This is a genomic window from Ruegeria sp. ABV3_008 (genome assembly GCF_056161185.1).
Map to the genome: position 1 here is coordinate 19,402 of NZ_JBSWYP010000022.1, position 24,832 is coordinate 44,233.

A 24,832-nucleotide genomic window follows, 5' to 3' on the forward strand; every position below is an offset into this window, starting at 1 on the left:
TCCGCGTAGATCATCTCAGGACTGAGGAGAGGCACATGACGATCCAACAGATTTCAAGTTTCGCGGCCGGTGAGTGGGTCGCGCCGGGCGAGGGTGCCCGCAACATTGCCAGTGCTGTGACCGGTGAAGTGATCGCGACCGCTGGCAACACTGGCTTGGATGTACAGGGCATGTTGGACTATGCGCGCAACGTTGGTGGTCCGGCGTTGCGTCAGATGACCTTTCATGAGCGCGCCAAGATGCTCAAGGCATTGTCGGTGCATTTGGGGCAGCACAAGCAGGCCCTGTATTACCTGTCATTCAACACGGGCGCGACCCAGTCGGACCATCTGATCGATATCGATGGTGGGATCGGTACAATGTTCGTATTTGCCTCGAAAGGGCGCCGCGAAATGCCCGATGGGCACGTTTATCTGGATGGTGACGTCGAGCAGCTGTCGCGGAATGGGACCTTTGTCGGTCAGCACATCTGCACGCCGCTACAGGGTGTGGCAGTTCATATCAACGCGTTCAACTTTCCGGTTTGGGGCATGTTGGAGAAGCTGGCTCCGACCTTGCTGGCCGGTGTTCCGGCCATCGTCAAACCGGCGACCAACTCCTGCTACGTGACCGAGTTATGCGTGCGGTTGATGCTGGACTCTGGCATTCTGCCTGCCGGGGCGCTCCAGCTTGTGTCGGGTGGTCTGGGTGACATGTTGGATCGCCTGACCATGCAGGACGTGGTCAGTTTTACCGGCTCGGCCGACACTGCGCTGAAACTGCGGTCTAACCCCGTCATTCTGAAAAACTCTGTCCGTTTCGTGGCCGAACAGGACAGTCTGAACTGTTCAGTGCTTGGCGCAGACGCCGAACCGGGAACGCCGGAGTTTGACCTGTTCGTCAAGGAAGTTCAGCGTGAGATGACCACAAAAGCGGGTCAGAAATGTACCGCGATCCGCCGGATCATCGCACCCGAGCGGCATGTGCAGGCGGTGATCGAAGCGCTTTCCGCGCGGCTGGCAAAAACGGTTATCGGCGACCCTAGGCTTGAGACAACGCGCATGGGCGCGCTGGTATCGAATGATCAAAAACTGGATGTACTGGAAAAGGCTGCGATCATTTGCCAAGAGGCCGAACGTGTGTTCGGCAACCCGGATGACTTTGCCGTTGACGGCGCAGATGCCCAAAAAGGGGCTTTCCTGCCGCCAATGCTGTTCCATTGTGCCAACCCGGATGCGGCACAGCGCGTTCATGACACCGAAGCCTTCGGCCCGGTCAGCACGATCATGGGGTATCGCGACACCGACCACGCGATTGAGCTGGCGAACCGGGGGCAGGGGTCTTTGGTCGCGTCGGTCATTACTCATGACCTGGATGTGGCGCGCAAATTCGCTATGGGTGCCGGGGCGTATCACGGGCGGCTCTATTTCAACAACCGCGACTCGATGAAAGAGGCCACGGGCCACGGCTCGCCCCTGCCGCATATGGTCCATGGCGGTCCCGGTCGCGCGGGTGGCGGTGAGGAAATGGGCGGCGTGCGGGGCGTGAAACATTACATGCAGCGCACGGCAATTCAGGGCTCGCCTGACATGTTGACTGCGATTGGGTCGAAATGGGTCTCGGGCGCAACCGAGATCGAAGGCCCGGCGCATCCTTTCACGCGACGCTACCACGATCTGGCAATCGGTGAGACTATTCACACGGCGCCGCGCACCGTCACGCTCGAAGATATCGAGCACTTTGCGGAATTCACCGGCGACACTTTTTATGCGCACATGGATGAGGCCGCCGCGGAACGAAATCCGTTCTTCCCGGGCCGCGTCGCGCACGGGTACCTGCTGTTGTCCTTCGCCGCCGGGTTGTTTGTCGAACCGAACGAAGGCCCGGTCCTGGCCAACACAGGCTTGGATGGGTTGCGTTTCATGAAACCGGTTGTGGCGGGCGACAGCATCAAAGTGCGCCTGACCGTCAAATCAAAGACCAAACGAAACGATCAGTATGGTGAGGTTCGCTGGCATGTCACGATGACTCAACAGGATGACGACCTTGTTGCCGAATACGAACTGCTGACAATGGTGGCCTACTGACGAAACCGGGCCGGATGGTAATTCGATCCGGCCCGCCTATACTGCGGCCATGAAAGACGCTTCCACAGACTGGTTCGACCATTGCGTTCGTCATTTGACCTCCGAAGGGTCTCTGCGGGTTTGGTCTGTGCTTGTCACGATCTTTGGCGATCTGGCGCAAAACAAATCCGATCAGATAAGCGGATCATTGATCACTGCGCTGACGAGCCTTGTGGGAATCAAGGCCGAAGCGACCCGAGTGGCGTTGCATCGATTGCGCAAAGAAGGCTGGATCGAAAGTACGCGCGTTGGACGCGCAAGCGTCCATCAGCTTACGGACTATGGCCGTACTCAAAGCGCAGCCGCCGCGCCACGCATTTACGCTCGCGAAACGGCCAAACCAGACATCTGGCATGTGCTGATGTCGAGCAGCTCGGAAACATCCCGAAAGGAACTGTCCGATCTGTTGCTGACTGGGGAATATATCTCATTAAACCCGTTCACAGCGATGGCAGCGGGACCTATGCCGCGCGATCTGGAAGACCTGCTGGGTTTTGAGACTACCGCGATTTCAGTACCAGATTGGCTACGAGAGCTATGCGGACCAGAGTCGCTGAAAACCGCGTATGACGAGTTTTGGACATCAATCCAGGCGATCGACGATCTGCTGCCGACGACCGGTGTGGATGATCCGATGAAAACGGCAGCTCTGCGTGTCCTCCTTGTGCACAATTGGCGCCGCATCATCTTGCGACACCCAGCTTTGCCCTCGGATTTTCTACCAAGTGACTGGAAGGAGCCCGCTTGCCGCGAGGCGGTCTCTAGGATTTTGGACAGGCTGCCCCGACCGCAACTCAAAAATTTGGAAGCAGAGTTGAGCACTTAGGTTTTTGGGACAAAGTCCCTCCTGATATCTCAAAGGATGATGGCTTGCTTTAACAGCAAACTGATTTCTTTTTATGTTACGAGAATGTGCAGAGAAATAAAAATTCGGTAACATAATGCTTGCCTCGAATCGATGACGGAAATATAAACCGACCATACGGTCTATAATTGAGTGTGAACGCCCGGGAGAATTCACAGATGGATGCATTCATTTGCGACGCGACGCGCACGCCGATTGGGCGATACGGCGGGGCTTTGTCGTCGATCCGCACGGATGATCTGGCGGCCATTCCGCTGGCTGCGCTGAAGGAGCGGAACCCGCAAGTCGACTGGTCCAGCGTGGATGACGTCATCTATGGTGATGCCAACCAGGCCGGTGAAAGCAACCGGAACGTCGCCCGTATGGCGGCCTTGTTGGCTGGATTACCGGTTGACGTTCCGGGAACCACCATAAATCGCCTGTGCGCCAGCGGCATGGATGCTGTTGGAATGGCCGCCCGAGGCATCAAGGCGGGTGACTATGATCTGGCGATAGCGGGTGGGGTCGAAAGCATGTCCCGTGCTCCCTTTGTGATGCCCAAGGCGACATCAGCATTCACACGTAGCAATGCAGTTTACGACACGACCATCGGCTGGCGCTTTGAGAATCCGAAGATGAAGCAGGCCTACGGTATCGATTCAATGCCGCAAACCGCTGACAATGTCGCCGAAGACTATAGCATCAGCCGCGCGGATCAGGACAGTTTCGCGGCGCGCAGTCAGGCCCGATGGGCCGCCGCGCATGAGGCGGGGCTGTTCGCGGATGAGATCACTCCGGTCTCGGTCCCACAACGTAAGGGTGATCCGATAGTGGTCGAAACTGATGAGCATCCTCGCCTGGGAACAACGGCCGACAAGCTGTCGGGCCTCAAGGGAGTGAACGGGCCAGACAAAACTGTTACGGCGGGCAATGCGTCTGGCGTTAACGACGGAGCGGCAGCCATTTTGATGGCAAATGAGGCGGCGGCTGCAAAGAACGGCCTTACTCCGATTGCACGGGTTGTGGGAATGTCGGTGGCTGGCGTCGCGCCGCGCATCATGGGGATTGGGCCCGTACCGGCCAGCCAAAAGGTTTTGGCGCGGGCTGGGCTAACCATAGAACAGATGGATGTGATAGAGTTAAACGAAGCTTTTGCCTCGCAAGGGCTGGCAACACTTCGCGAACTGGGCCTTGCTGACGACGCACCGCATGTGAATCCGAATGGTGGTGCCATCGCCATGGGGCACCCTTTGGGCATGTCCGGAGCGCGGCTGGTGTTGACCGCTGCATATCAACTGCGGCGGACAGGTGGGCGGTATGCTCTTTGCACGATGTGTGTGGGCGTCGGGCAGGGCGCAGCCCTGATCCTGGAACGGGTTTGATTGGGAGAGCACTGTTTTGACTGAGGCGATCCAGATAATCGACCACAGCGAACGCGTCGAGCGCCTGTTTGAGCCGTATCAAGATGTTCTCGGCGACGACTACAAGGCCTATCGGGGCCATGTTTATCGTGTGATTACCTATGCCATGCACTTCCTTGGCGGCGATGACACGCATCTTGCATTGGTCGAGACGGCCTTCGTCTACCACGATATCGGACTTTGGACGAAACACGATCTGGCATATCTGGAGCCATCCGAAGAACTGGCGCTGAGGGACAACGCTGAAAAGGGTTGGGGACTGGATCCAGAGCTGCTGCGCAATGCCATTCACTGGCACCACAAGGTTACACCCTACCGCGGGCCGCATGCCGATGTGGTCAACGCCTGCCGAAAAGGTGACTGGATCGATGCGACAGGGGGCAAGGTGCGAAAAGGACTGTCACGCGATCAAGTCGCCCAGGTCGAAGCCGCCATTCCCAGCTACGGATTTGCGGATGTTTTACAGCGCTTGGCAAAAGACCTTGGTGGTTCCGCACTAAAAGGAAACATGCGGGTTCTAAGCCACGTATTCAAAATCTGATCCCATCCGAGAGGAGGAAATACGATGTACGCACAAATGGTTAAGTCTGAGGCCACAAACGATGACCCTGAAAAGCTTGCCGAGTTTCAGGCAAAGATTGACGCGGACATCAAGATCGAACCCAAAGATTGGATGCCGCAAGGCTACCGCAAAACGCTGATCCGCCAAATTGGTCAGCACGCCCATTCCGAAATCGTCGGACAACTGCCCGAAGGCAACTGGATCACGCGCGCGCCCACGCTGGAACGCAAAGCGATCCTGCTGGCCAAGGTGCAGGATGAGGCCGGACACGGGCTATACCTGTACTGCGCGGCAGAAACACTGGGCGTCAGCCGGGACGAGCTGACCGAGATGCTGCTGGACGGTCGGATGAAGTATTCGTCGATCTTCAACTATCCCACCCTGAACTGGGCCGATATTGGTGCGGTTGGCTGGCTGGTCGATGGGGCCGCGATCATGAACCAGGTGCCGCTGCAGCGGACGTCCTACGGGCCGTATTCGCGTGCCATGATCCGGATCTGCAAGGAAGAAAGCTTTCACCAGCGTCAGGGTTACGATGCCATTCGCAAGATGGCCGAAGGCACGCCCCAGCAGAAGAAGATGGCGCAAGATGCCCTTAACCGCTTTTGGTACCCGTCGCTGATGATGTTCGGACCGTCCGACAAGGACTCGGTCCATTCGACCCAATCCATGGCCTGGAAAATCAAAATGAACACCAATGATGAGCTGCGTCAGAAGTTCGTCGACCAGACCGTGCCGCAGGCTGAATTTCTTGGCCTGACCGTTCCCGACCCGGATCTGAAATGGAATGAAGAACGCGGCCACTACGATTTCTCGGAACCCGATTGGTCCGAGTTCTTTGATGTCATCAAAGGCAACGGCCCTTGCAACACCGACCGTCTGGCCGCGCGCAACAAGGCCTGGAACGACGGGCAATGGGTGCGGGACGGCCTGCTGGCCCACGCCAAAAAGAAACGCGCCGGTCAAGTGGCCGCTGAATAAGCCTGACCTGAGGAGGAAACCCGATGAAAAACGAATGGCCCCTGTGGGAAGTCTTTATCCGCGGTCAGCACGGTATGAGCCACCGTCATGTCGGATCGCTGCACGCACCGGACGCAGAAATGGCGATCAAGAACGCACGCGATGTCTACACGCGCCGAAACGAAGGGGTGTCGATCTGGGTGGTCGAAGCGAACAATATCTCGGCCTCATCCCCTAGTGACAAAGGCCCACTATATGAGCCCAGCGAAAGCAAGGTCTACCGTCACCCAACATTCTTCGAAATCCCCGATGAAGTGGGGGCGATGTGATGACCCGCGACGAAGCCTTCCTGCAGTTTCTGCTGAGAATGGGTGACAACACGCTCATCTTGGGTCACCGCGTCAGCGAGTGGTGCGGCCATGCGCCTGTGCTGGAAGAAGATATCGCACTGGCCAATACCGCGCTGGACCTGATCGGCCAAACCCAGATGTGGCTTGGCCTTGCAGGCGAAATCGACGGCGGCCAAAGCGCAGATGACCTGGCGTTCCTGCGCGATGCTTGGGATTTCCGCAATGTTTTGATGGTCGAAGTTCCGAACGAAGACTTTGGCCGGACCCTAATACGCCAGTTCTTGTTTGATGCGTGGCATTCGATCATGCTGGGGCGTCTGATCAAATCGTCAGACGACCGTGTCGCGGCCATTGCGGCCAAAGCCAGCAAAGAGGTCGCCTATCACCTGGAACGCTCTGGCGACACGGTGGTTGGCTTGGGCGACGGAACGGCGGAAAGCCACGACCGGATGCAAGCGGCGCTGGATTATCTTTGGCCCTACGTGGGTGAGATGTTCGCCAGCGACGATGTGGATACCCAGATGGCAGCCGTTGGTATCGCGCCCAATCCTGCCGATCTGCGCGAAGAATATGACGTTTTGGTTCAGCGGGTCTTGGCGGATGCGACGCTAACGATCCCAGACAGCAATTTCGCGCATAAAGGCGGGCGTACAGGGCAGATGCACACCGAACATCTGGGGCATTTGCTGACTCAGATGCAGTGGCTGCAACGGGCCTATCCCGGCGCCAGCTGGTAAACCGATATGGAACGGGTGCCGACAGAACAGATATGGGACTGGCTGGATACCGTCCCCGACCCTGAAATACCAGTCATTTCCGTGGTTGATCTGGGGATTGTGCGGGATGTGCGCTGGGATGCCGAAACCTTGAAGGTGACGGTGACACCGACCTATTCCGGCTGTCCGGCAACGTCGGTCATCAGCATGGACATTGAAACCGCGCTACGGGATCACGGGATCGAAGATATCAGGATTGAGACCGCCATTTCACCCGCCTGGACCACCGATTGGCTCAGCGACAAGGGCCGTGCGCGGCTGGAAGAATACGGCATCGCGCCGCCGCAACCGGCAGGCGGCCCGGAACGGTGCCCGCATTGTGGCAGCAAGGCGGTTGAGAAGGTTAGCCAGTTCGGCTCGACCCCGTGCAAGGCGCACTGGCGCTGCACCGACTGCCTTGAACCTTTTGACTATTTCAAGTGCATCTGAGGAGGAGCACCGGATGGCACGTTTCCACGACCTGAAGGTCACCGATATCCAAAAAACGATCCGTGACGCGGTGGTTTTGACTCTGGAGCCCATGAATGGTGCCGCGCAAGAGTTTGACTTTACTGCCGGTCAATACCTGACGTTCCGCCGCGAGTTCGACGGCGAAGAACTGCGCCGGTCCTATTCGATCTGCGCAGGCAAGGACGACGGTGTCCTGCAGGTTGGCATCAAGCGCGTAGACGGCGGGGCGTTCTCGGGCTGGGCGAACTCGGAACTGAATGTCGGGGACATCGTGCAAGCCATGCCGCCGATGGGCAGCTTCCACGCTCCGATCCATGCAGGTGCCGAAAAGCAATATCTCGGTTTTGCCGGTGGGTCCGGGGTGACGCCTGTTCTGTCGATCCTCAAAACCACGCTCGCCCGTGAACCCCAGTCGCGCTTTACGCTCATCTATGCCAACAAAGGCATCAACACGATCATGTTCCGCGAAGAACTAGAGGACCTTAAGAACCTTTATATGGGTCGCCTCAACGTGATCCATATTCTTGAGACGGATTCCCAGGAAATCGACCTGTTCACCGGGCTGGTCACGCGGGAAAAATGCGTCGAGTTGTTCAAGCACTGGGTCGATATCGAAAACGTCGATACGGCGTTCATTTGTGGTCCTGAACCCATGATGCTGGGTATTGCCGCCGCCCTTCGCGAACACGGGCTAGACGACAGCCAGATTAAATTCGAACTTTTTGCCAGCGCCCAGCCGGGTCGCGCAAAGCGCAAAGCAAGTTCGGCAGATGCCGGTCGGACAGACAATCAGACCAACGCGTCCATTACGCTGGATGGCTCGACTCAGACCCTGACCATCCCCAAGGACTTGTCCATTCTGGATGCTGCTTTGGAAAACGCGTTGGACGCCCCCTATGCCTGCAAAGCCGGGGTATGTTCGACCTGTCGCTGCAAAGTGTTGGAAGGTGAGGTCGAGATGGTCGCAAACCACGCGCTTGAGGATTACGAGGTCGAGAAGGGCTATGTGCTCAGCTGTCAGGCCTATCCGATAACGGACCGTGTGGTCGTGGATTACGATCAGTAGAGGAGAGGTAGACATGACCGATACGATGACTCTCGACAGCTATTTGGCAGCGGGCGGCGTGCTGACCAACCCGTCAAATGTCCCACCTCGCTATCGCGGTGAGTTGCTGAAACTGATGGCAACCTTTGTTGACAGTGAATTGGCAGGCGCTGCCGGTTTTGCTGACGTAATTAACCTCGGGCCGGGAATAAAAGAACGCATCGCTGCCGCGAAGATCGTGCTTGAAAAAACGGATCATGCAAATCGTGTTCTGAACATTATGGGAGAGTTCGGAGCCGACACGGAACGCTACGCCAATCATCACCCGTGGACGGCCCGGTTAAGCCGGGCTGCGGACATCGGAGCAACGCGTTCCGAACATGATATGCGCTTGGCTGTGTTCAACTATCCGTTCTCGGGTTGGACGGATGCCGTGATCATGAATCTGCTCATGAGCCGCGCCGTCGCCGAACAACTGGCTGAGTATTCTACGATTTCCTACCAACCCCTGGCCGAAATTTTCCGCGCAATCGCTCCGATCGAAGCACACCATGGTGAACTGGCTATGGAAGGCGCAACTAAGTTAATCAAACGAGGCGAAGCAGAGCAAATGCAGGTCTCGGTCGACTATTGGTGGCCTCGCGTCGCGGTGTCTTTCGGGGGTGATGATCCGAAACGGTTCGAGTTGTTGAAATCACTTGGTCTGCGGCGGAATAAAAACAGTTCCCTGAGAGAACGCTGGAGCCAGACGATGGATGACACGCTGAAGACTTTGGGATTGAAAACGCCTTTGTAAATCACTTGATTGGGGCGAGTTTGGGCCTGTCCTCTAGTCTGAGGCGAGGCCCAAGTTTTTGGGAAAACAAGAAAAATAGCAATGTAGGGCTGGGGTTTGTCGGACGTGGCCTGACGACTGATCGCAATGGGCCATTCGGTAACACTTCAGATTATCGATTATCCGGGGATTCAGAAATTCGCTCAATGGGGAATGAAAGAACTCTTGGATTACGCGAGTAAACAGGCTGAAAATCTTGGTTTCTTGCTGTTCACAAGTGAGATCGCGCTGCAACCAATTGGCCAGCCCGTGGTGATCGTCCCAACGCCATCAGTTTGGGTCAATTCCTAAAGCGAAACACTTTGGAGTGAGTTACATACAGCCCGACGAGTACACGCCAAATCCACCAGTTCTATACATTACAAAACGTTTTGCTGAAAACTAACATCAGGGGTACTCTTTACGCTGATCCAGTCATAGCAAGCCCGTCACCCATGAAGCCACAGCTAGACAGCGCATATTTTAAACCGCTTGTGCGGACGAATTTGCGTTCACGATCTGTAGAGGGGTTTTCTCAGGATCTGGAAAAGATTTGCGGGCAGTTTGCTGTCGAGTCCAGTGTTGCCACGCGCGGACGCATTGACGGGGATATCTCCACCTTACCGGTCTCACGCTTTGAGACGGCAATCGTATCGCTCGACGCACAAAGGGTTTTTCGGGACGAGCGTATGATCCGAAAAGATCCCGGAGAGCACTTGTTTCTTCTCATCCAAGACAAGGGAAATTGTCGTATCCACCAGAATGATACATCGGTTTTGCTGGGACCGGGCGACATGTATCTGGTCGACAGCGCGAAACGCTCCGAGTTTGTTTATGACGGGATGAACTCGCGTCAGGTTTCGATCCATTTGCCACGCGACGAGATGGTCCACAGATTCGGTGAGATCTGCACGGGTGGTATCTCAGTAGATCGTAACGACCCCCTGTTTTTCGCCATGCGTGCCGTGCTGGCCAAGATATTTACCGAAGAAGCCGCTGTAGCCCCACATTTGGGCGAAGCCTTTTTGAGCTTGTTAGGTGCGTATTTCCGCTGTGTCAGCCATCAGGAAGACCAACGCGGGCGAGAAGCAAACGCGGTCCTCTCGCGCGCTCTTCAACTGATTGAACAGAACGCGATGGATCCTGCATTCGGACCGCAGGCATTGGCCGAAGCATTGCAGGTTTCGCCTCGGACGCTACAGCGTCATTTTGGAACCCTTGGGGAAACCGCCAGCAAACGCCTTATGACCGTGCGGCTTGAAACAGCGAAAGCCCGGCTAAAAGAGGTGAACTCTGACGTAGGGCGCGACACGATCGCTGCGGTTGCGTATGATTCCGGTTTCAACGACCTGTCGCATTTCTACAAGGTCTTTCGGGAACGATTTGGTGTCTCACCGGGGGCGGTGCGGAAGAATATGTCGTCCTAAGCCATAATATTTGGCGCAAAACCCCAAGACTCGACCGACCGGTCGGATAATAGTACTCCCCAGCCTTGCTGCGTTCGCGCACAGGCATCGCGATTTAGGGAGGACAAGCCGTGATCGAATACGATCTGACTATCGGGGGTCAACCGGTATCTACCGCCACCAGCTTTGACGTATTGAACCCGTCAACCGGTGAAGTCGCAGGGCGTGCGCCCAATGCGACACGCGCTGATCTGGATACTGCCGTTAAAGCTGCGAAAGCTGCTTTCGAAAGCTGGTCGGCCAAATCGGACGAAGAACTGCAGGCCGCATGCGAGGCCGTAGCGCAGAAGATCGGAGAGCATTCCGAGGAGCTTGCACAGATTATCACAGCCGAACAGGGTAAGCCGCTTAACGGGCTTGGATCGCGCTGGGAAATGGGCGGGGCAGGGGCTTGGGCAGGATATACTGCCGGGCTGTCCCTACCAATGAAAGTGTTGCAAGATAACAACGAAGGCCGCGTTGAACTACACCGCAAGCCGCTGGGCGTTGTGGGGTCGATCATCCCTTGGAACTTCCCAGTGATGATTGCGATCTGGCATATCATGCCAGCGCTGCGCACCGGCAATACGGTGGTTATCAAACCCTCGCCTCTGACCCCACTGTCGACCCTGCGCCTTGTTCAGATCATCAACGAAGTACTGCCTGCGGGCGTCGTGAACGTGATCACAAGCGACGACAAGGGCGACAATATCGGAGGGGCCATGTCTGCCCATCCCGACATCCGTAAGATCGTATTTACCGGGTCCTGTGCGACAGGGCAGAAGGTCATGGCCTCGGCCGCGGAAACCATGAAACGCCTGACCCTAGAACTGGGGGGCAATGATGCCGGTATCGTTCTGCCCGACGCAGACCCGCAAGCGATTGCCGAAGGTTTGTTCTGGGGCGGTTTCATTAATAACGGCCAAACCTGCGCTGCGATGAAACGTCTTTATGTCCACGAAAGCATCCATGATGAGGTTTGCGACGCGCTGGTGGCCTTCGCCCGCAATATCCCGGTGGGGGATGGCATGGACGACAACGCGATCCTGGGTCCGGTCCAGAACAAGATGCAGTTTGACAAGGTCAGCCGCCTGGTGGCCGATGCGAAAGAACGTGGCCAGGTCTTGCTAGGCGGTGCGCCGGGCGACGGGTTGTTCTTCCCTCCCACGATTATTGCGGGTCTGAATAACGGCGATCCGCTGGTCGATGAAGAACAGTTCGGCCCGGCGCTGCCAATCATCAAGTATTCAGAAGTGGAAGACGCAATTGCGGCCGCCAACGACAGCCCGAACGGGTTGGGTGGCTCGGTTTGGTCGTCCGATATCGACGCCGCCAAGGCCGTTGCCAGCCGCATGGAGTGTGGTTCGGTCTGGATCAACAAACATGGCGCAATTCAACCCAACGCCCCGTTCGGCGGGGTCAAATCATCTGGCGTTGGTGTCGAATTCGCGGACGAAGGTTTGGCCGAATACACCGATATCCAAGTCGTATTCAGCTAAGAACAAGACAGGAGAGGAAAAGATGAAGATCAGAAATATCCTTGCCACAACTGCACTGGGCGCCGTTTTCGCCGGTAGCGCTTTGGCACATCCCCTGGACGGGTTAACCCCGGACGAACTCCAGCAAATCAACGCGATCCTGAAAGACAGCGGCACCGTCACCGACGAGACGCTGTACCCTTTGATCGATCTGCACGAGCCGTCGAAAGCCGAAGTTCTGGATTGGAAAGAAGGCGATGCACTGGATCGCAAGGCGATGGTGCAATACACCACCGACGAAGGATTCAGCGAAGCTATCGTGAACATCACGCAAGGCACCGTTGAAGAAAACTTTGCCATCGAAGGCTCGGGTCAGCCGATGGTATTGTTTGCGGAGTTCATCGGTGCACTGGAAGGGGCTTTGGGTCACCCGGATATGATCGCAGGGCTCCAAGCGCGTGGCCTGACAAATGAAGACGCGTTTTGTCTGCCGCTGACAGCAGGTAACTTCTTTACCCCCGAATTCGATGGCACCCGCCTGATGAAGGTGCCCTGCTATCAGAACCCGACAGGCTCAAACTTCTACGCAAAGCCGATCGAAGGGTTGTTCGCAATCTACGACATCGGCAAGCAAGAGGTTGTTGAGGTCATCGACACCGGTGCGATCCCCTTGCCGCAAGACACCTGGGGATACACTGCCGAAGAGGTTGCCGAACGGGTCGAGTTGCGCCCGGAAACCAACAAAGTTCTGCTGACGCAGGAAGGTGGCCCGAACTACACCCTGGATGGCAACCATCTGGAATGGGACATCTGGCGCATGAATCTACGCGCGGAAAAGCGTGCTGGCCTCGTTGTCTCGAACATTGATGTCAACGATCAGGGCAATTGGCGTTCGGTCATCTATCAGACGCATCTGTCCGAAGTGTTTGTCCCCTATATGGACCCGACCGAGGGGTGGTACTGGCGGACCTATATGGACAGTGGCGAATATGGCTTCGGTCTGTTCCTGACGCCGTTGCGTGCGGGTGTGGATTGCCCTGAATATGCAACCTTCCTTCCTGCAGTAATCGCGGATGACGCAGGTATGCCGCTGGAAATTCCGGATGCGATCTGCATCTTCGAGCGCAACATTGGTGACCCTGCTTGGCGCCACTTTGAGATCTTTGCACAGACGCCGGACAACTTTGTACCCGCAGAGGGCCGCTCGGAAACCGAATTGGTTGTGCGCACTGCGTCAGAGGTCGGTAACTATGACTATCTGATCGACTACCGCTTCAAACAGGACGGTCAGATGTTCATCAAGATCGGCGCAACCGGTCTGGACGCGGTCAAAGGCGTGGTTTCGACCTCGATGAATGATGAAACCGCTGCGGAAGACACCAAGTATGGCACGTTGATTGCACCGCATCTGGTTGCGGCCAACCATGACCACTATTTCAACTTCCGGATCGACTTTGACATCGACCAGCCGGTCAACCACATGGGGTTGATGGAAATCGTCCCGGCCGAAATACCTGCGGACAGCCCGCGCAAATCGATGTGGACCTGGCAGCATGTGATGCCGGACAGTGAGCTGGACGCGCGCTATCGCTTCAGCGCCTCCAAACCGCGTCACGTCCATATCTCGAACCCGCAATCGGAAGGGTATCTGGGCCACACTCCGGGCTGGATGATCCACCACGGCTCGATCGCATACGGTCCGTTCGACTTTGAAAGCGACCCGCCGTTCAAGCGCAACGCCTATATCGAGTATTCCTCGTGGACGACTGTTTATGACCAAGAGCAGCGCTATGCAGGTGGTAAATACGCGATGCAAAGCGACGGTTCCGACACGCTGGCGGAATGGGTCAAGGAGGACAAGCCGCTAATGGGTCAGGATATTGTGTCCTGGTTCACCGCAGGGTTCCACCACATCCCGCGGATGGAAGACTGGCCTGTGATGTCGACCGAGTGGAAGACGGTTCACATCATGCCGTTCAACTTCTTCGCGCATAACCCGGCGTTGACGATCCGCGAGTAATAACAAACAACTAAACACCAAAAAAGGGCGATCCATTGCAGGTCGCCCTTCTTTCGGTTTGGAAGTTACAAAGTGTCACTAATATCCTTCGCCTAGAAGAACCGAACGCAGACGGCCTAGGATCTGATCGGCTTGTTGCATCGTCAGGATTAGTAGTGGTGAAAGAATAATGTTGTTTGCGTTGATCCGTACTAAGACGCCATCATCTTATAGCTCCGGATAGATGCGGCGCATTTCGGGAACGAGTTCGGGGTCTTTCGGGCCGAAGTGGTTTCCTTGGTCCCAGTACAGCCGAAAAGTTGTCGGGCCGACAACCAAGAGGTCAACTTTCCTTCGCGGCCCCCAGTGCCTGTTTCAGTGTTTCTCGATCCCCGATGTGGTTGGAAAGGATGAGAATGAGGCGTGCGTTCAGGGCTTCGCTTTCCTCATCCGACAGCCCTTCATGCACTGCAATGAGGTCAGCGTAAAAATCATCGGGGGAATACAGGTTTGGTTCGTTATTCAGGGGCATCAGCTTATTCCTTTCCGCAGGCTTTAAGGACTGCTGAACGCAGAGCAGCCTCGTCGTAATCGCGCCAGCGCGCCGCGACATGCTGATCGGGGCGGACTAGGTAGACCGCCTGGCTTTCCGATCCAAGGTAACGTTCCGCTAATTTGTCCGAAGCCGTAAGGGACACGCTTCTGACCGTGATACCGTCGATATCGAGGCTGTTCGGAACTTCGGTGTTGAGTGCCAAAATCACGAAGTCGTTTCCAAGCTGATCCAGAAGGAAGCCGTCGCCAACCGGGGCATCCTTGCATGGAGATCCCACTCTGGACGTGTCAGGACCTCCTGCGAGGTCATCCGCTCCGTTCAGGGACGAGTGATCATAGGTACAGGGCACTGACAGTCGCCCCGAATTCACCAGAGGCCGCGCAAATGTATGGCGTTCGGCCAGACTAAGCACAGCGTCCCGGAAATTCTTGCTCACCTTCGATTTTGGTGTGATGAAATCGGTTGAACGGGTCGAATTCAGGATATTTTCATCCGCTCCGTAGATCCGTTCGTCATCATAGGTGTCCAGAAGGCTTTCCGGTGCCTTGCCCGAGATAACGAGGCTAAGCTTCCAACCAAGGTTGTCGACGTCCTGAAAGCCGGAATTCGCGCCGCGTGCCCCGAAGGGCGACACTTGATGTGCCGCGTCGCCAGCAAAAACAACGCGCCCGTGGCGGAATTTGTTCATACGCCGGCACTGGAAGGTGTAGATGGATGACCAGACCATTTCATATTCGACGTCATCGCCCAACATCGCATCCAGCCGTTTGCGGATGTTTTCCTCTTTCAACTCTTCCTTGCGATCGACATCCCAGCCGATCTGGAAGTCCACGCGCCACACGTCATCAGGTTGTTTGTGCAGCAAAGTCGAGGCGCCGGACTTAAAGTAGGGCTCGAACCAGAACCAGCGCTCTGTCGGGAACGTGTTGTTCTTCATCCGGATGTCAGCGATCAGAAAGCTGTCCTGAAAAACCCGGCCTTCAAAACCCAGATCCAGCATGTCGCGCGTTGGCGAACTTGCGCCATCGCAGGCGATCATCCAATCCGCCTCAAGCTGGTAAGGCCCGTCCGGAGTTGTGACGGACAGAACAACATGGTCGTCCTTGACGTCTACAGCTTCGACCCGGTTCTTGCCTCGGATCTCAATCGGCGCGCCGCGTTCCTGTTCCGCGCATATCGCTTCGAAAATAAACTTTTCGAAGTAGGGCTGCTGCAAGTTGATGAAGGCAGGGTTACGATGGCCGGATTCTGGCAAGAGGTTAAACTCAAAGACCTTTCGATCATCCTGAAACACCTTCCCAACATTCCAGACGACCCCTTTGTCGAGCATTGGCGCGCCACAGCCGTAGCGGTCCGCGATTTCCAGCGTTCGCTTGGCAAAGCAGATGGCACGGCTGCCCATGCCGATCCCTTCGTGATCGTCCAGAACCAACGCCGGAATACCTTGTCGACCAAGGTCCAGCGCGGCGGCCATACCGATAGGGCCGCCTCCGACTATGACAACCGGGTGGCGCACCGCAACGGGCGCGTCTTGATCTTTTGATTTCTCATAAGGGTAAAGCTTGAAGGCGAGGGAATATCGGTCCTGAAGCATCGAAACACCTAGCTTGTTGAGTTCGGAGGAGATGAGTGGGTTCAGCCTTGCAACTGTTCCCACATTTCCAGATCGCGTTTGTCGGTCCAGATGCGAGGGTGGGCGATCCCCCGAGCTTCGTCATAGGCACGGCTGACGTTGAACGGCAGGCAGTGCTCGTAAATCGCGTAGTCTTTGAACTTAGGGTCACAGGCGTCGCGAACGGCATCCCATGCGTCTTTCAGGCTGCCGCCTTTCATCGCGACCTTCTTGGCGGGCTCGTAGGTTGAGTTGACAAAATCGCGGGTGCTTTCAATGGCCCGTTCGACCGCTTCTTTGCCGATCAGTGCGCCGCCGCGCCCCGGTGCGATGGCGTCGACGTCATAGGCTTTGATATTGTCCAGCGTCTGGCCCCAATCGGCAAAGTGACCATCTCCGCAATAGCAGGCCGAGTGGTCCTCGACGATGTCGCCGGTGAACATGACGTTCTGATCAGGCACATGGATCACCGCATCGCCTGCCGTATGCGCGCGGCCGATCTGTTTGATATCCACGCGGCGGTTGCCCAGATAGACCGTCATGCTGTCGCTGAATGTGGTGGTAGGCCAGGTCAGGCCTGGGATGCTTTCATGACCTTCGAACAGGCGCGGGAAACGCTGGAACTCGCTGTCCCAGTCCTCTTGCCCGCGTTCCACGACCATTGAGCGTGCCACATCCGACATGATCACCTGCGGCGCGTTGAAGGCCGAGGCGCCCAGAACGCGTACCGCGTGATAGTGCGTGAGCACAACATGGCTGATCGGCTTGTCGGTGACTTCACGCACCTTCTCGATCACTTTGTTCGCCAGACGCGGGGTGGCCTGTGCCTCGACAATCATGACGCTGTCGTCGCCGATGATAACACCCGAATTGGGGTCACCTTCGGCAGTAAAAGCCCACAGGCCCTCGCCGATCTCATCAAAGGTGATTTTCTTTTCTGTCATATCGCCTTGCGATGCGAATGCTTTAGCCATGGGTTTCCTCCGGTGCCCGAGCGGGCGATTTTACGTGTCAGTTGCGTTTGTAAGGATCGTCAAGTGCTGCGAGGACTTGCCCCGTGCAATCGCCGAAACCGATCCGATAGCCGTCACCTATAGCCGCGCCCGTCAAGGTTAGGGTGTCGCCGTCTTCAACAAAGCTGCGGGTCTCACCGGTGTCGAGCTTAAATGGCTCCTTGGCACCCCAGCTGAGTTCCAAAAGGGAACCGCGATTGTGCTTTTCCGGGCCGGAAATTGTGCCCGAGCCCAGCAGATCGCCGGTATTCATCGGGCACCCGGACGTGGTGTGATGGGCCAATTGCTGAGCTGCCGAATAGTACATCTCATTGTAATTGGTGCGGGCAATGGTTGTAGTCGCCTTGCCCTTGGGAGCCAACGTGACCGACAGGTCGATGTCGTACAGCATCGGGCCACAATCCTTCAGGTGGTCCAGCAATTCGAACTCTCGCGCTGGGGTGTTGCAGCGGAATGGCTCAAGCGCAGCTTTGGTCACGATCCAGGGACTGATCGAGGTTGCCGTGGCCTTGGCCTGGAAGGGCCCCAGCGGCTGGTATTCCCAAGCCTGAATGTCGCGTGCAGACCAGTCGTTTAGTAGTACGTAGCCAAAAATGTTGTTGTCCGCCTCTTGCACCGAGATCGGACCATCCGAAGGGGTTCCAACGATGGCGCCCATTTCAAGCTCGATATCGAACCGTTGCGACGGGGCAAACCGGGGCAGGGTGTCGTTTGGACCTTTCAGTTGCCCCCAAGGGCGTCGAATGTCCGTGCCCGAAACGACCACTGATGAGGCACGACCGTTGTAACCGATTGGGATGTGCAGCCAGTTCGGGGGCAGCGCGTTTTCTGGCCCGCGGAACATGGTGCCAACATTGAAAGCATGGTGTCGGCCCGCGTAGAAATCTGTGTATTCGCTAACGGCGAAAGGCATATGCATCTCGGCATCGTCTTGCGCGACGAGCAGAGGCTCAACTTTATGCTGTTCTTCGGCGCCTTCGGCCAACAGGGTTATCAGCCGGTCCCGCAATGCCACCCAAACAGCCGGGCCCTCTTCCATCAATGGATTCCAGAAAGGCAGATCGAAAAGGGGTTCGTCGCTCAGCGTAATCATGCCTTCGGCCTCGGCGGTGGAGACGTCGAGGATCATATCGCCGATGGCCACGCCACAACGGGGTTCGCCGCCTTCGGTCGAAAAAACTCCATAGGGCAGGTTGTTCAAGGGAAAGGGATGGGCTTCATCATTGGCCGATGTCACCCAGGAGTTCATCAAAGGCATTTCATATCCAGACTTTTGTCACGAGCGGATTTGTTGTTTCATTTCCTTCCCGGTGTTCCATCGAACTTTTTCTCAAGCGAGGACCAGCAGTCGATGTAATCATCCTGCAAGGGGGCCTCGGTCGCGGCGAAGGCCGTCAGATGCTGTGGGAAGCGGGTTTCGAACATGAAGGACATGGTGTGGTCCAGCTTGTCCGGCCCCAGATTGGCGTTTGAGGCTTTTTCGAACGCTTCGCGATCCGGGCCGTGCGGGATCATCATGTTGTGCAGGCTCATGCCGCCGGGAACAAAGCCCTGAGGTTTGGCGTCATACTGGCCGTAGATATTGCCCATCAGCTCGGACATGATGTTCTTGTGGTACCATGGCGGGCGGAAGGTGTCTTCGGCCACCATCCAACGCTCGCGGAACAGGACGAAGTCGATATTGGCTGTACCTGGCTGGCCCGAAGGCGCTGTCAGGACGGTAAAAACCGATGGATCCGGGTGGTCGAACAAGATTGCGCCGACCGGGCAGTAGGTGCGTAGGTCGTATTTGTAGGGCGCATAATTGCCGTGCCAGGCCACCACGTCCAGCGGGCTATGACCGATCTGAGTGACGTGGAACTGCCCGCACCATTTGATCGTCACGGTCGAAGGCACCTCTCGGTCCTCGAATGCCGCGACAGGTGCTTTGAAGTCGCGCGGATTGGCCATGCAATTGGCACCGATCGGTCCGCGGCCCGGCAGTTCGAATTTCTGCCCGTAATTCTCGCAGACAAATCCGCGTGCCGGACCTTCCAGCACTTCAACACGGTAGAGCAACCCGCGCGGCAGGATCGCGATTTCCTGTGGCTCCAGATCTATGATGCCCAGCTCGGTCACAAAGCGCAGGCGGCCGTCTTGCGGAACCACCAGAAGCTCGGAATCGGCCGAGAAGAAATAGTCATCCACCATCGAGTCGGTGACCAAATAGACATGGCTGGCCATGCCGACCTGCGTGTTCACATCCCCCGCCGTTGTCATGGTGCGCATACCGGTCAGCCAGGTCAAAGAGGCGTCAGAATGCGGAACCGGGTCCCAGCGATACTGACCAAGGCTGATCACATCAGGGTCGATACAGGGCGCGGACTTCCAGTAGGGCAGGTCAATTTTCTCATAGCGATGCGAATGCTTGACCGAAGGGCGAATGCGGTAGCACCACGTCCGCTCGGGTGGATTCGCGGTGAAGGCCGTGCCGCTGAGCTGTTCGCCATAGAGGCCATAGTTGCAGCGCTGCGGGCTGTTCATGCCCTGCGGTAGTGCGCCTGGCAAAGCCTCGGTCTCAAAATCATTAGCCCAACCGGGCATGTAACCCTTTGAAATGGTGTTCCCATCTTCGGCAACGGTCAATCCGCTATGTTCAACGAGCACATTCATCTGGATCTCCTGCTCACTCGATTCGGCAAGACTTTGGGTTCGCAGTAAATATTTGTTGCATTTGCAACGTTGTCAATATTTTTGTTGCAGATGCAATGAAAATCTGAATTCAATAACGCCGAAAGGAAATCCCTGCATGAGTACCAAAAACTTGCCCGAGTTCGATTTGGAAGGGTTCTTGCCATACCGGCTTACGGTGCTGGCCGCGCGACTGAGCGCAGAAATGGCGCAGAAGTATAAACACGAGTTTGGCGTATCGAACCCGGAATGGCGCGTCCTTGTGAACGTTGGATATGCTGAAAACCCGTCGGTTCGGGACATTGAGAAACGAGTCAGTCTAGAGAAGTCAAAGGTCAGCCGTGCGGCCGCACGGCTTGAATCCCGCGGACTGATCACCAAGGTTGAAGACCCTGCCGACAGACGACTTGTCAAACTCGACCTTACGGAAAAAGGCGCGGATCTTCTCAGCCAATTGGTTCCTATTGCACTGTCGTTTCAATCCAGCCTGGAAACCAAACTTGGTGAGTCTGAGGAAGCGCTGAATGCCGCCCTCGATCTCCTGTCGGAAGAATGAATGATTAAGCTTTATGATTATTGGCGCTCTTCAGCCAGCTATCGTGTGAGGATCGCTCTGGGCCTTGCTGGGGAAAGCTGGGAAACCGTCATCGTGAATCTGCTGGAAGCCGAGCAGCAGTCCGACGCGCATCTGATGAGAAACCCTCAGGGTCTGGTGCCGGTGTTGGAGATAGACGGGAATAGGTTCACCCAGTCGCTAGCGCAGATCGCGTATATTGACGAAACAAGAGGCCTTGGCCTTTTGCCCTCGGACCCCGTGGGCCGCGCCGAAGTGCGTGCGTTGTCTTATGCTGTGGCAATGGATATCCATCCGGTTTGCAACCTTCGAGTGGTGAAATGGGCCGTAGAACACTCAGGGAACCAGATTTCGCACGAAGGCTGGATGCAGCATTTTATCGGCGAAGGTCTGGCGGCTTACGAGGAGATGGCGCAGGGCGGTCCGTTTTCCTACGGTGACCGTGTAACGCTTGCCGACGTTTGCCTGATGCCTCAGCTTTACAACGCGCAAAGATGGGGTGTTGAATTGGTACACCTGCCCAAGATTTCTCGGATCAAGGACAGCTTGGATCAGATCCCGGCCTTTCAGAACGCCCATCCGGACAACAGCCCGCATTAACTGTTTTCGTTCACTTGACTCAGCCCGTAGTCAGCCACAGCCTTTTCAAGAGCGCGAAGTCCATCCTTAAGCTTGGCTATGTCGTCATCGCTCATGCGTTCCAAAATCGAGTCGGCACAGCCCTGCACGGCTGGAAAAACCTCGTTGAATAGAGACTTTCCTGCCTCGGTGCAGGTGTATTGGCGCAGGCGCCGGTCACTGTTCGCGACAGCGCGGCCAATCAGGCCCTTGTTCTCTAACCGGGTAGCTGCACGGCTTACCTGAACTTTGTCCAAAGTGGTGCGCTGCGCCAGTTGGAGCGAGTTCGACTGACCCGCGCTGGCCAATAGAAACAGCAGACGCCATTCCTCTCGCGAGAGGCCGTAGGTTCGACCATAGACCTGAAAAAGCTGGCGAGAAAACGCCTCGGCGGTCGATGCAAGCTGATAAGGAAAGTATGTTTCAAGATTCACAAGAATTCCTCACCAGCGGTCAATGCACACCATTGCATAAGCAGGGAACTTATCTGAATTAAAGAAAATTCGCACGATCACTGTTTTGCGTTCTACCCAGTGGACCCTAGCTTTCTGGCTAAAGAGCACACTATCGACAAAAAATTCCCTCGATATTGCGGTGAGGGAACAATCTAGACCGCTTTGTTGCGCACATTCGCTTGCGAACGGGCCTTAGCTTAGCGCAAGCTTTAAATTCTGTGGTATTCTCTTGGTCTCGGGGTCTCGCTAACTACTTTGAGCACAAGGTTTTCTTTGTTGAATTGCCAATGGTCGTTTCGTGGAATTTGCTATTCAGGGTAGCGCGCTGTCGAATCACCTTAGTAATGAGACTGCTGTTCCAACAAGATCAGCTACTTAGAGTTTTGAATTTTTGAGACTCCAGAATCCGAGTTTTCTAACCAAACAAATAAAAAGCAGTCCTATATTAAACACGTAGTGAACGACTGCATTTAGCCCAAAGCAGACGATGCTTTCTCGAAGATGTCAGGGTCACCCTGTGCAGTCGCAAGGAGTGCAGCACCTTCCAGCGTCGCGAGCACTGCTAGTGCGTCAGAAAGCGGATCATCGCTGTCCGGAAATGCGGTGACAAGCTGATCGACCAATGCTGCAAAGAACATTTTCGCCGCATCCGCGACCTGTTCAGGCAGACCTCCGCTTTCAGCTGCTAGCAGTCCACAAAGGCACATCTTTCCGTCCTGGCGCAAGCTTTCCGTGAAAAGCTCGCGTAGGCGCGCGACACGCGCATGAGACGGGCATTCTTCCAAAGCGCCTAGGAAACGGGACGTGTAGTTTCTGGCCAGCCGAGCGACCAAATCGGACTTGGTCGGGAAGTAATGATGTACGCCTGCGCTAGTCAGCCCTGCGTCGCGCGCAATGTCTCGGAACGAAAAGCCGTTGTAGCCGCCAGTGCGGATCCGCGCCTCGGCGGCGGCAAGGATTTTCTCTTCTGATGTCATATCATCACCCTCGACAATTCTTGCCGCGATGCATCCATGGCTTCAAGAGCTCCTTCGAGGAAACCACCGTGCGACGGTGCGGTTTCAGTTCCTGCAAAAATCACCCTCTGAGTAGGAGTCAGTCTACTATACATAGGGTGGGAGCTGAGCGGCTTAAGGTCGGCTGACGTAGCGGTTGCCATGTCTGTGCTCCAATCCTTGACGATTACGCGGCGTGGCTGGGCTGCTTTGGGGCCAAACAGACGGACCAGTTGCGCTACCGCTTGCGCTTCGAACCCGGATTGTCGGGCCGTGCCGGGCACGGCAAAGCCGAACAGAGCACCCTCGGTTCCGTCCATGGGTGACGCGTCATGGATTTCAGCCAGCGGGCCTTGATGAGAGATTGCGTCGCCATTCAGGCCCGCAGCGCGCCAGAATGGGGTGTCATAACCAGCAACGAGTTTGGCATGCCCGGCCATCCAAGTTGGAACATCCGGAACGACTACTCCCATCTGTGCAGCGAGGCGCGGGGGCAACGCCAAAACAACGAAGTCGGCGCGCAATGAAAACCCGTTTCCGCTCAAGGTCACGAATTCGTCTTCTTCGATCACACGCCGAACTTCGTGGCCAAGGCACAGCGTATCAACAACCTTTTGGGCGAGAGCGTCGGTTATCTGAGCGAGTCCGCCTGAAACGCGAAGCGCGTCACCCATGGGGGCGAAATCGAAGTCACGACGCACATTGCCCTGAGCATCCTCGAACGCCAATCGTCCATCGCTGTATTGTGGAAGTGTTCGCAGCCCAAGCTTGTCTACGAGGGCCAGCATGCGGTGGTTGTGCGGCCAAATCCAAGCAGGGCCGAGATCATAGCCGCTCTGTGAGAGAATGCGACCGCCTACGCGGTCGCGCGCCTCCAGCAAAAGCACGTCACGCCCTTCAAGCTTCAGCGCATGTGCCAAAGCGAGGCCGGACAACCCTGCGCCGACGATGACAATCTCTGCGTTTGGCTTCATGCCACGCTCTCTGCGACGTGACAAAGGTGGCCGGTCTTGATCCAGACTCGCGCCCCGTTAGCGCCAGCGGTCGCCTCGAAACTCGCCCCGACGGGTAGGCGTAACCAATCCCAGCGGGACAGGGTATCGCCGCCCTCGTTCAGGCTCCCATCAATCACAAAGACCTCAAGCCCGCCTGAGGCATGTAGAGAGCGCACTGTACCTGCATCCCAGTGTTCCATCGCTACAGTTTCACGTATATCTGTGTGAAGGGGCAACCTGGAAACACCATCTGCTGCTTCAATCCAGCTTGCCTTACCGCTGTCGATCTGGACCTGATTGCGGTCGCTAGCGTCGAATTGGTGGAGCTTTACCAGAATTGTCGCGCCGTCCTGTGCGGCAGGTGTATGAGACGAGGTCGGTGGGTTCCGCACGTAGGAACCAGTTGGAAAATCACCGTCCTCGTCCTGAAATGTACCGTCGAGTACCAGGTATTCTTCGCCACCGTCATGCGTGTGGGCAGAGAAGGCGCTGCCAGGCGCGAAACGTACGATGGTGGTGGCACGAGCTACTTCCTCTCCAATTCGGTCAAGCATCTTCCGCTCAACTCCAGGCATCGGGGATGCGACCCAATCGTTCTCACTAAAACGTACAAGAACACGTTCATTAAAGTCGGCATTCACGCGCATGGTTTGGTCTCCTTCTATCGTCACTGTACTTGTGCAAATTGGCTATACTTACCTACTGATAAGTAGGTTGTTTCTCAATATCGCTATCGCAACAGTGATCACGCGTTCGTGATCCACTGGTTGAACCGCAGCGGCTGCCGGTCCCATCCTTCGAGTTAAGCAAGCAGCCGTGAAAGTCAGCAATGCAACCCAAACCTGACGAATGCAAATGCAGCGACCTTATGGATCAGGAAAACCGGTGGCGGTTCGTTCGACCAATCGAGATAAGTCTTGTTAAACGTCGGTAGTGGGCCCAGATCTACCACGTTAAGTTAAAGGCATACTGGACATGCATTAGGCAGGGCGCAGCCCCTAAGCTGTCAACGGCGGTGAGAAAGTCGGCCACGGGGCGGAGCAAAAGTCGTCCATTGCTTGGGTGGCCGACGCCTTGGCAAACGCGCTCCCAAAT

The 24,832-nt window shown here is 56.2% G+C and carries 25 protein-coding genes; 16 read left to right on the top strand and 9 right to left on the bottom strand.

Annotated features, from left to right (window positions below):
- Positions 1-35: 35 nt before the first annotated feature.
- The 14 genes from paaZ to ACXAH8_RS22545 all read left to right on the top strand — a co-directional run bounded on the left by paaZ (position 36) and on the right by ACXAH8_RS22545 (position 14,270).
- The gene (gene paaZ / locus ACXAH8_RS22480; protein ID WP_475220738.1) at positions 36-2,066 is read left to right on the top strand and encodes a phenylacetic acid degradation bifunctional protein PaaZ; all 2,031 of its coding nucleotides are present in this window, start codon (positions 36-38) and stop codon (positions 2,064-2,066) included.
- 49 nt (positions 2,067-2,115) lie between these two features.
- Entirely contained in the window at positions 2,116-2,931 is an 816-nt protein-coding gene (locus ACXAH8_RS22485; RefSeq protein ID WP_475220739.1) for a PaaX family transcriptional regulator C-terminal domain-containing protein, read from the top strand.
- 197 nt (positions 2,932-3,128) lie between these two features.
- The gene (gene pcaF, locus ACXAH8_RS22490; RefSeq protein WP_475220740.1) at positions 3,129-4,331 is read left to right on the top strand and encodes a 3-oxoadipyl-CoA thiolase; all 1,203 of its coding nucleotides are present in this window, start codon (positions 3,129-3,131) and stop codon (positions 4,329-4,331) included.
- 16 nt (positions 4,332-4,347) lie between these two features.
- Positions 4,348-4,911: a hypothetical protein gene (locus tag ACXAH8_RS22495; RefSeq protein ID WP_475220741.1), complete on the top strand. Its 564-nt coding sequence runs from the start codon at positions 4,348-4,350 to the stop codon at positions 4,909-4,911.
- A 24-nt stretch (positions 4,912-4,935) separates the two neighbouring features.
- Positions 4,936-5,913 carry a 1,2-phenylacetyl-CoA epoxidase subunit PaaA gene (gene paaA / locus ACXAH8_RS22500; RefSeq protein ID WP_475220742.1) on the top strand — a complete coding sequence of 326 codons (978 nt, stop codon included), beginning with the start codon at positions 4,936-4,938 and terminating at the stop codon, positions 5,911-5,913.
- A 23-nt stretch (positions 5,914-5,936) separates the two neighbouring features.
- The gene (gene paaB / locus ACXAH8_RS22505; protein WP_475220743.1) at positions 5,937-6,221 is read left to right on the top strand and encodes a 1,2-phenylacetyl-CoA epoxidase subunit PaaB; all 285 of its coding nucleotides are present in this window, start codon (positions 5,937-5,939) and stop codon (positions 6,219-6,221) included.
- Positions 6,221-6,979, top strand: coding sequence for a 1,2-phenylacetyl-CoA epoxidase subunit PaaC (gene paaC / locus ACXAH8_RS22510; protein WP_475220744.1), 759 nt, complete (start codon positions 6,221-6,223; stop codon positions 6,977-6,979). Before paaB ends, paaC begins: the two co-directional genes overlap by 1 nt.
- A gap of 6 nt (positions 6,980-6,985) precedes the next feature.
- Positions 6,986-7,447 (top strand): 1,2-phenylacetyl-CoA epoxidase subunit PaaD, encoded by a 462-nt coding sequence (gene paaD / locus ACXAH8_RS22515; protein WP_475220745.1) that lies wholly within the window; start codon positions 6,986-6,988, stop codon positions 7,445-7,447.
- A 13-nt stretch (positions 7,448-7,460) separates the two neighbouring features.
- A complete protein-coding gene (locus ACXAH8_RS22520) occupies positions 7,461-8,534 on the top strand; it encodes a 2Fe-2S iron-sulfur cluster-binding protein (RefSeq protein WP_475220746.1) in 1,074 nt (357 codons plus the stop codon).
- Positions 8,535-8,547: 13 nt separating this feature from the next.
- Positions 8,548-9,309, top strand: a complete 762-nt coding sequence (locus ACXAH8_RS22525) for a Phenylacetic acid catabolic protein (RefSeq protein ID WP_475220747.1) — start codon at positions 8,548-8,550, stop codon at positions 9,307-9,309.
- 126 nt (positions 9,310-9,435) lie between these two features.
- Positions 9,436-9,639 (top strand): hypothetical protein, encoded by a 204-nt coding sequence (locus ACXAH8_RS22530; protein ID WP_170643809.1) that lies wholly within the window; start codon positions 9,436-9,438, stop codon positions 9,637-9,639.
- A gap of 143 nt (positions 9,640-9,782) precedes the next feature.
- The gene (locus ACXAH8_RS22535) at positions 9,783-10,754 is read left to right on the top strand and encodes a helix-turn-helix domain-containing protein (RefSeq protein ID WP_475220748.1); all 972 of its coding nucleotides are present in this window, start codon (positions 9,783-9,785) and stop codon (positions 10,752-10,754) included.
- Positions 10,755-10,864: 110 nt separating this feature from the next.
- Positions 10,865-12,271, top strand: a complete 1,407-nt coding sequence (locus ACXAH8_RS22540; RefSeq protein WP_475220749.1) for an aldehyde dehydrogenase family protein — start codon at positions 10,865-10,867, stop codon at positions 12,269-12,271.
- A 22-nt stretch (positions 12,272-12,293) separates the two neighbouring features.
- A complete protein-coding gene (locus ACXAH8_RS22545) occupies positions 12,294-14,270 on the top strand; it encodes a copper amine oxidase (RefSeq protein WP_475220750.1) in 1,977 nt (658 codons plus the stop codon).
- 322 nt (positions 14,271-14,592) lie between these two features.
- Here the strand turns inward: ACXAH8_RS22545 and ACXAH8_RS22550 are convergent, their stop codons facing one another.
- Genes ACXAH8_RS22550 through hmgA form a run of 5 tightly spaced genes read right to left on the bottom strand, consistent with a single transcriptional unit; the run spans position 14,593 to position 20,082 of the window.
- Positions 14,593-14,781 (bottom strand): DUF2783 domain-containing protein, encoded by a 189-nt coding sequence (locus ACXAH8_RS22550; protein ID WP_475220751.1) that lies wholly within the window; start codon positions 14,779-14,781, stop codon positions 14,593-14,595.
- A gap of 4 nt (positions 14,782-14,785) precedes the next feature.
- Complete coding sequence (locus ACXAH8_RS22555; RefSeq protein ID WP_475220752.1) at positions 14,786-16,399, bottom strand: FAD-dependent oxidoreductase; 1,614 nt, start codon at positions 16,397-16,399, stop codon at positions 14,786-14,788.
- 41 nt (positions 16,400-16,440) lie between these two features.
- A complete protein-coding gene (locus tag ACXAH8_RS22560; RefSeq protein WP_475220753.1) occupies positions 16,441-17,391 on the bottom strand; it encodes an MBL fold metallo-hydrolase in 951 nt (316 codons plus the stop codon).
- A gap of 37 nt (positions 17,392-17,428) precedes the next feature.
- Positions 17,429-18,688 carry a fumarylacetoacetase gene (gene fahA, locus ACXAH8_RS22565; RefSeq protein ID WP_475220754.1) on the bottom strand — a complete coding sequence of 420 codons (1,260 nt, stop codon included), beginning with the start codon at positions 18,686-18,688 and terminating at the stop codon, positions 17,429-17,431.
- A gap of 38 nt (positions 18,689-18,726) precedes the next feature.
- Complete coding sequence (gene hmgA / locus ACXAH8_RS22570; RefSeq protein WP_475220755.1) at positions 18,727-20,082, bottom strand: homogentisate 1,2-dioxygenase; 1,356 nt, start codon at positions 20,080-20,082, stop codon at positions 18,727-18,729.
- A 136-nt stretch (positions 20,083-20,218) separates the two neighbouring features.
- Between hmgA and ACXAH8_RS22575 the strand changes: the two genes are divergently transcribed.
- Positions 20,219-20,656, top strand: a complete 438-nt coding sequence (locus ACXAH8_RS22575; protein WP_170660543.1) for a MarR family winged helix-turn-helix transcriptional regulator — start codon at positions 20,219-20,221, stop codon at positions 20,654-20,656.
- Positions 20,657-21,274: a maleylacetoacetate isomerase gene (gene maiA, locus ACXAH8_RS22580; RefSeq protein ID WP_475220756.1), complete on the top strand. Its 618-nt coding sequence runs from the start codon at positions 20,657-20,659 to the stop codon at positions 21,272-21,274. It abuts the gene before it with no gap.
- Here maiA and ACXAH8_RS22585 read toward each other — a convergent pair.
- The 4 genes from ACXAH8_RS22585 to ACXAH8_RS22600 form a co-directional block, all read right to left on the bottom strand.
- Positions 21,271-21,726: a MarR family winged helix-turn-helix transcriptional regulator gene (locus ACXAH8_RS22585; protein ID WP_475220757.1), complete on the bottom strand. Its 456-nt coding sequence runs from the start codon at positions 21,724-21,726 to the stop codon at positions 21,271-21,273. The genes maiA and ACXAH8_RS22585 overlap by 4 nt on opposite strands.
- Positions 21,727-22,217: 491 nt before the next feature.
- Positions 22,218-22,724 (bottom strand): TetR/AcrR family transcriptional regulator, encoded by a 507-nt coding sequence (locus ACXAH8_RS22590; RefSeq protein WP_475220758.1) that lies wholly within the window; start codon positions 22,722-22,724, stop codon positions 22,218-22,220.
- A complete protein-coding gene (locus ACXAH8_RS22595) occupies positions 22,721-23,716 on the bottom strand; it encodes a flavin monoamine oxidase family protein (RefSeq protein ID WP_475220759.1) in 996 nt (331 codons plus the stop codon). The genes ACXAH8_RS22590 and ACXAH8_RS22595 overlap by 4 nt, the downstream gene beginning before the upstream one ends.
- A complete protein-coding gene (locus ACXAH8_RS22600; protein ID WP_475220760.1) occupies positions 23,713-24,384 on the bottom strand; it encodes a cupin domain-containing protein in 672 nt (223 codons plus the stop codon). Before ACXAH8_RS22600 ends, ACXAH8_RS22595 begins: the two co-directional genes overlap by 4 nt.
- Positions 24,385-24,832 lie beyond the last annotated feature (448 nt).

Bases quoted from the DNA above. Each gene is read 5' to 3' on its own strand.
- ACXAH8_RS22600 (WP_475220760.1), bottom strand. From the start codon at position 24,384: ATGCGCGTGAATGCCGACTTTAATGAACGTGTTCTTGTACGTTTTAGT.
- ACXAH8_RS22550 (WP_475220751.1), bottom strand. From the start codon at position 14,781: ATGCCCCTGAATAACGAACCAAACCTGTATTCCCCCGATGATTTTTAC.
- paaC (WP_475220744.1), top strand. From the start codon at position 6,221: ATGACCCGCGACGAAGCCTTCCTGCAGTTTCTGCTGAGAATGGGTGAC.
- paaB (WP_475220743.1), top strand. From the start codon at position 5,937: ATGAAAAACGAATGGCCCCTGTGGGAAGTCTTTATCCGCGGTCAGCAC.
- hmgA (WP_475220755.1), bottom strand. From the start codon at position 20,082: ATGAATGTGCTCGTTGAACATAGCGGATTGACCGTTGCCGAAGATGGG.
- pcaF (WP_475220740.1), top strand. From the start codon at position 3,129: ATGGATGCATTCATTTGCGACGCGACGCGCACGCCGATTGGGCGATAC.
- ACXAH8_RS22595 (WP_475220759.1), bottom strand. From the start codon at position 23,716: ATGAAGCCAAACGCAGAGATTGTCATCGTCGGCGCAGGGTTGTCCGGC.
- maiA (WP_475220756.1), top strand. From the start codon at position 20,657: ATGATTAAGCTTTATGATTATTGGCGCTCTTCAGCCAGCTATCGTGTG.
- ACXAH8_RS22590 (WP_475220758.1), bottom strand. From the start codon at position 22,724: ATGACATCAGAAGAGAAAATCCTTGCCGCCGCCGAGGCGCGGATCCGC.
- paaA (WP_475220742.1), top strand. From the start codon at position 4,936: ATGTACGCACAAATGGTTAAGTCTGAGGCCACAAACGATGACCCTGAA.
- ACXAH8_RS22535 (WP_475220748.1), top strand. From the start codon at position 9,783: ATGAAGCCACAGCTAGACAGCGCATATTTTAAACCGCTTGTGCGGACG.
- paaD (WP_475220745.1), top strand. From the start codon at position 6,986: ATGGAACGGGTGCCGACAGAACAGATATGGGACTGGCTGGATACCGTC.
- paaZ (WP_475220738.1), top strand. From the start codon at position 36: ATGACGATCCAACAGATTTCAAGTTTCGCGGCCGGTGAGTGGGTCGCG.
- fahA (WP_475220754.1), bottom strand. From the start codon at position 18,688: ATGCCTTTGATGAACTCCTGGGTGACATCGGCCAATGATGAAGCCCAT.
- ACXAH8_RS22525 (WP_475220747.1), top strand. From the start codon at position 8,548: ATGACCGATACGATGACTCTCGACAGCTATTTGGCAGCGGGCGGCGTG.
- ACXAH8_RS22530 (WP_170643809.1), top strand. From the start codon at position 9,436: ATGGGCCATTCGGTAACACTTCAGATTATCGATTATCCGGGGATTCAG.
- ACXAH8_RS22520 (WP_475220746.1), top strand. From the start codon at position 7,461: ATGGCACGTTTCCACGACCTGAAGGTCACCGATATCCAAAAAACGATC.
- ACXAH8_RS22560 (WP_475220753.1), bottom strand. From the start codon at position 17,391: ATGGCTAAAGCATTCGCATCGCAAGGCGATATGACAGAAAAGAAAATC.
- ACXAH8_RS22545 (WP_475220750.1), top strand. From the start codon at position 12,294: ATGAAGATCAGAAATATCCTTGCCACAACTGCACTGGGCGCCGTTTTC.
- ACXAH8_RS22575 (WP_170660543.1), top strand. From the start codon at position 20,219: ATGAGTACCAAAAACTTGCCCGAGTTCGATTTGGAAGGGTTCTTGCCA.
- ACXAH8_RS22485 (WP_475220739.1), top strand. From the start codon at position 2,116: ATGAAAGACGCTTCCACAGACTGGTTCGACCATTGCGTTCGTCATTTG.
- ACXAH8_RS22555 (WP_475220752.1), bottom strand. From the start codon at position 16,399: ATGCTTCAGGACCGATATTCCCTCGCCTTCAAGCTTTACCCTTATGAG.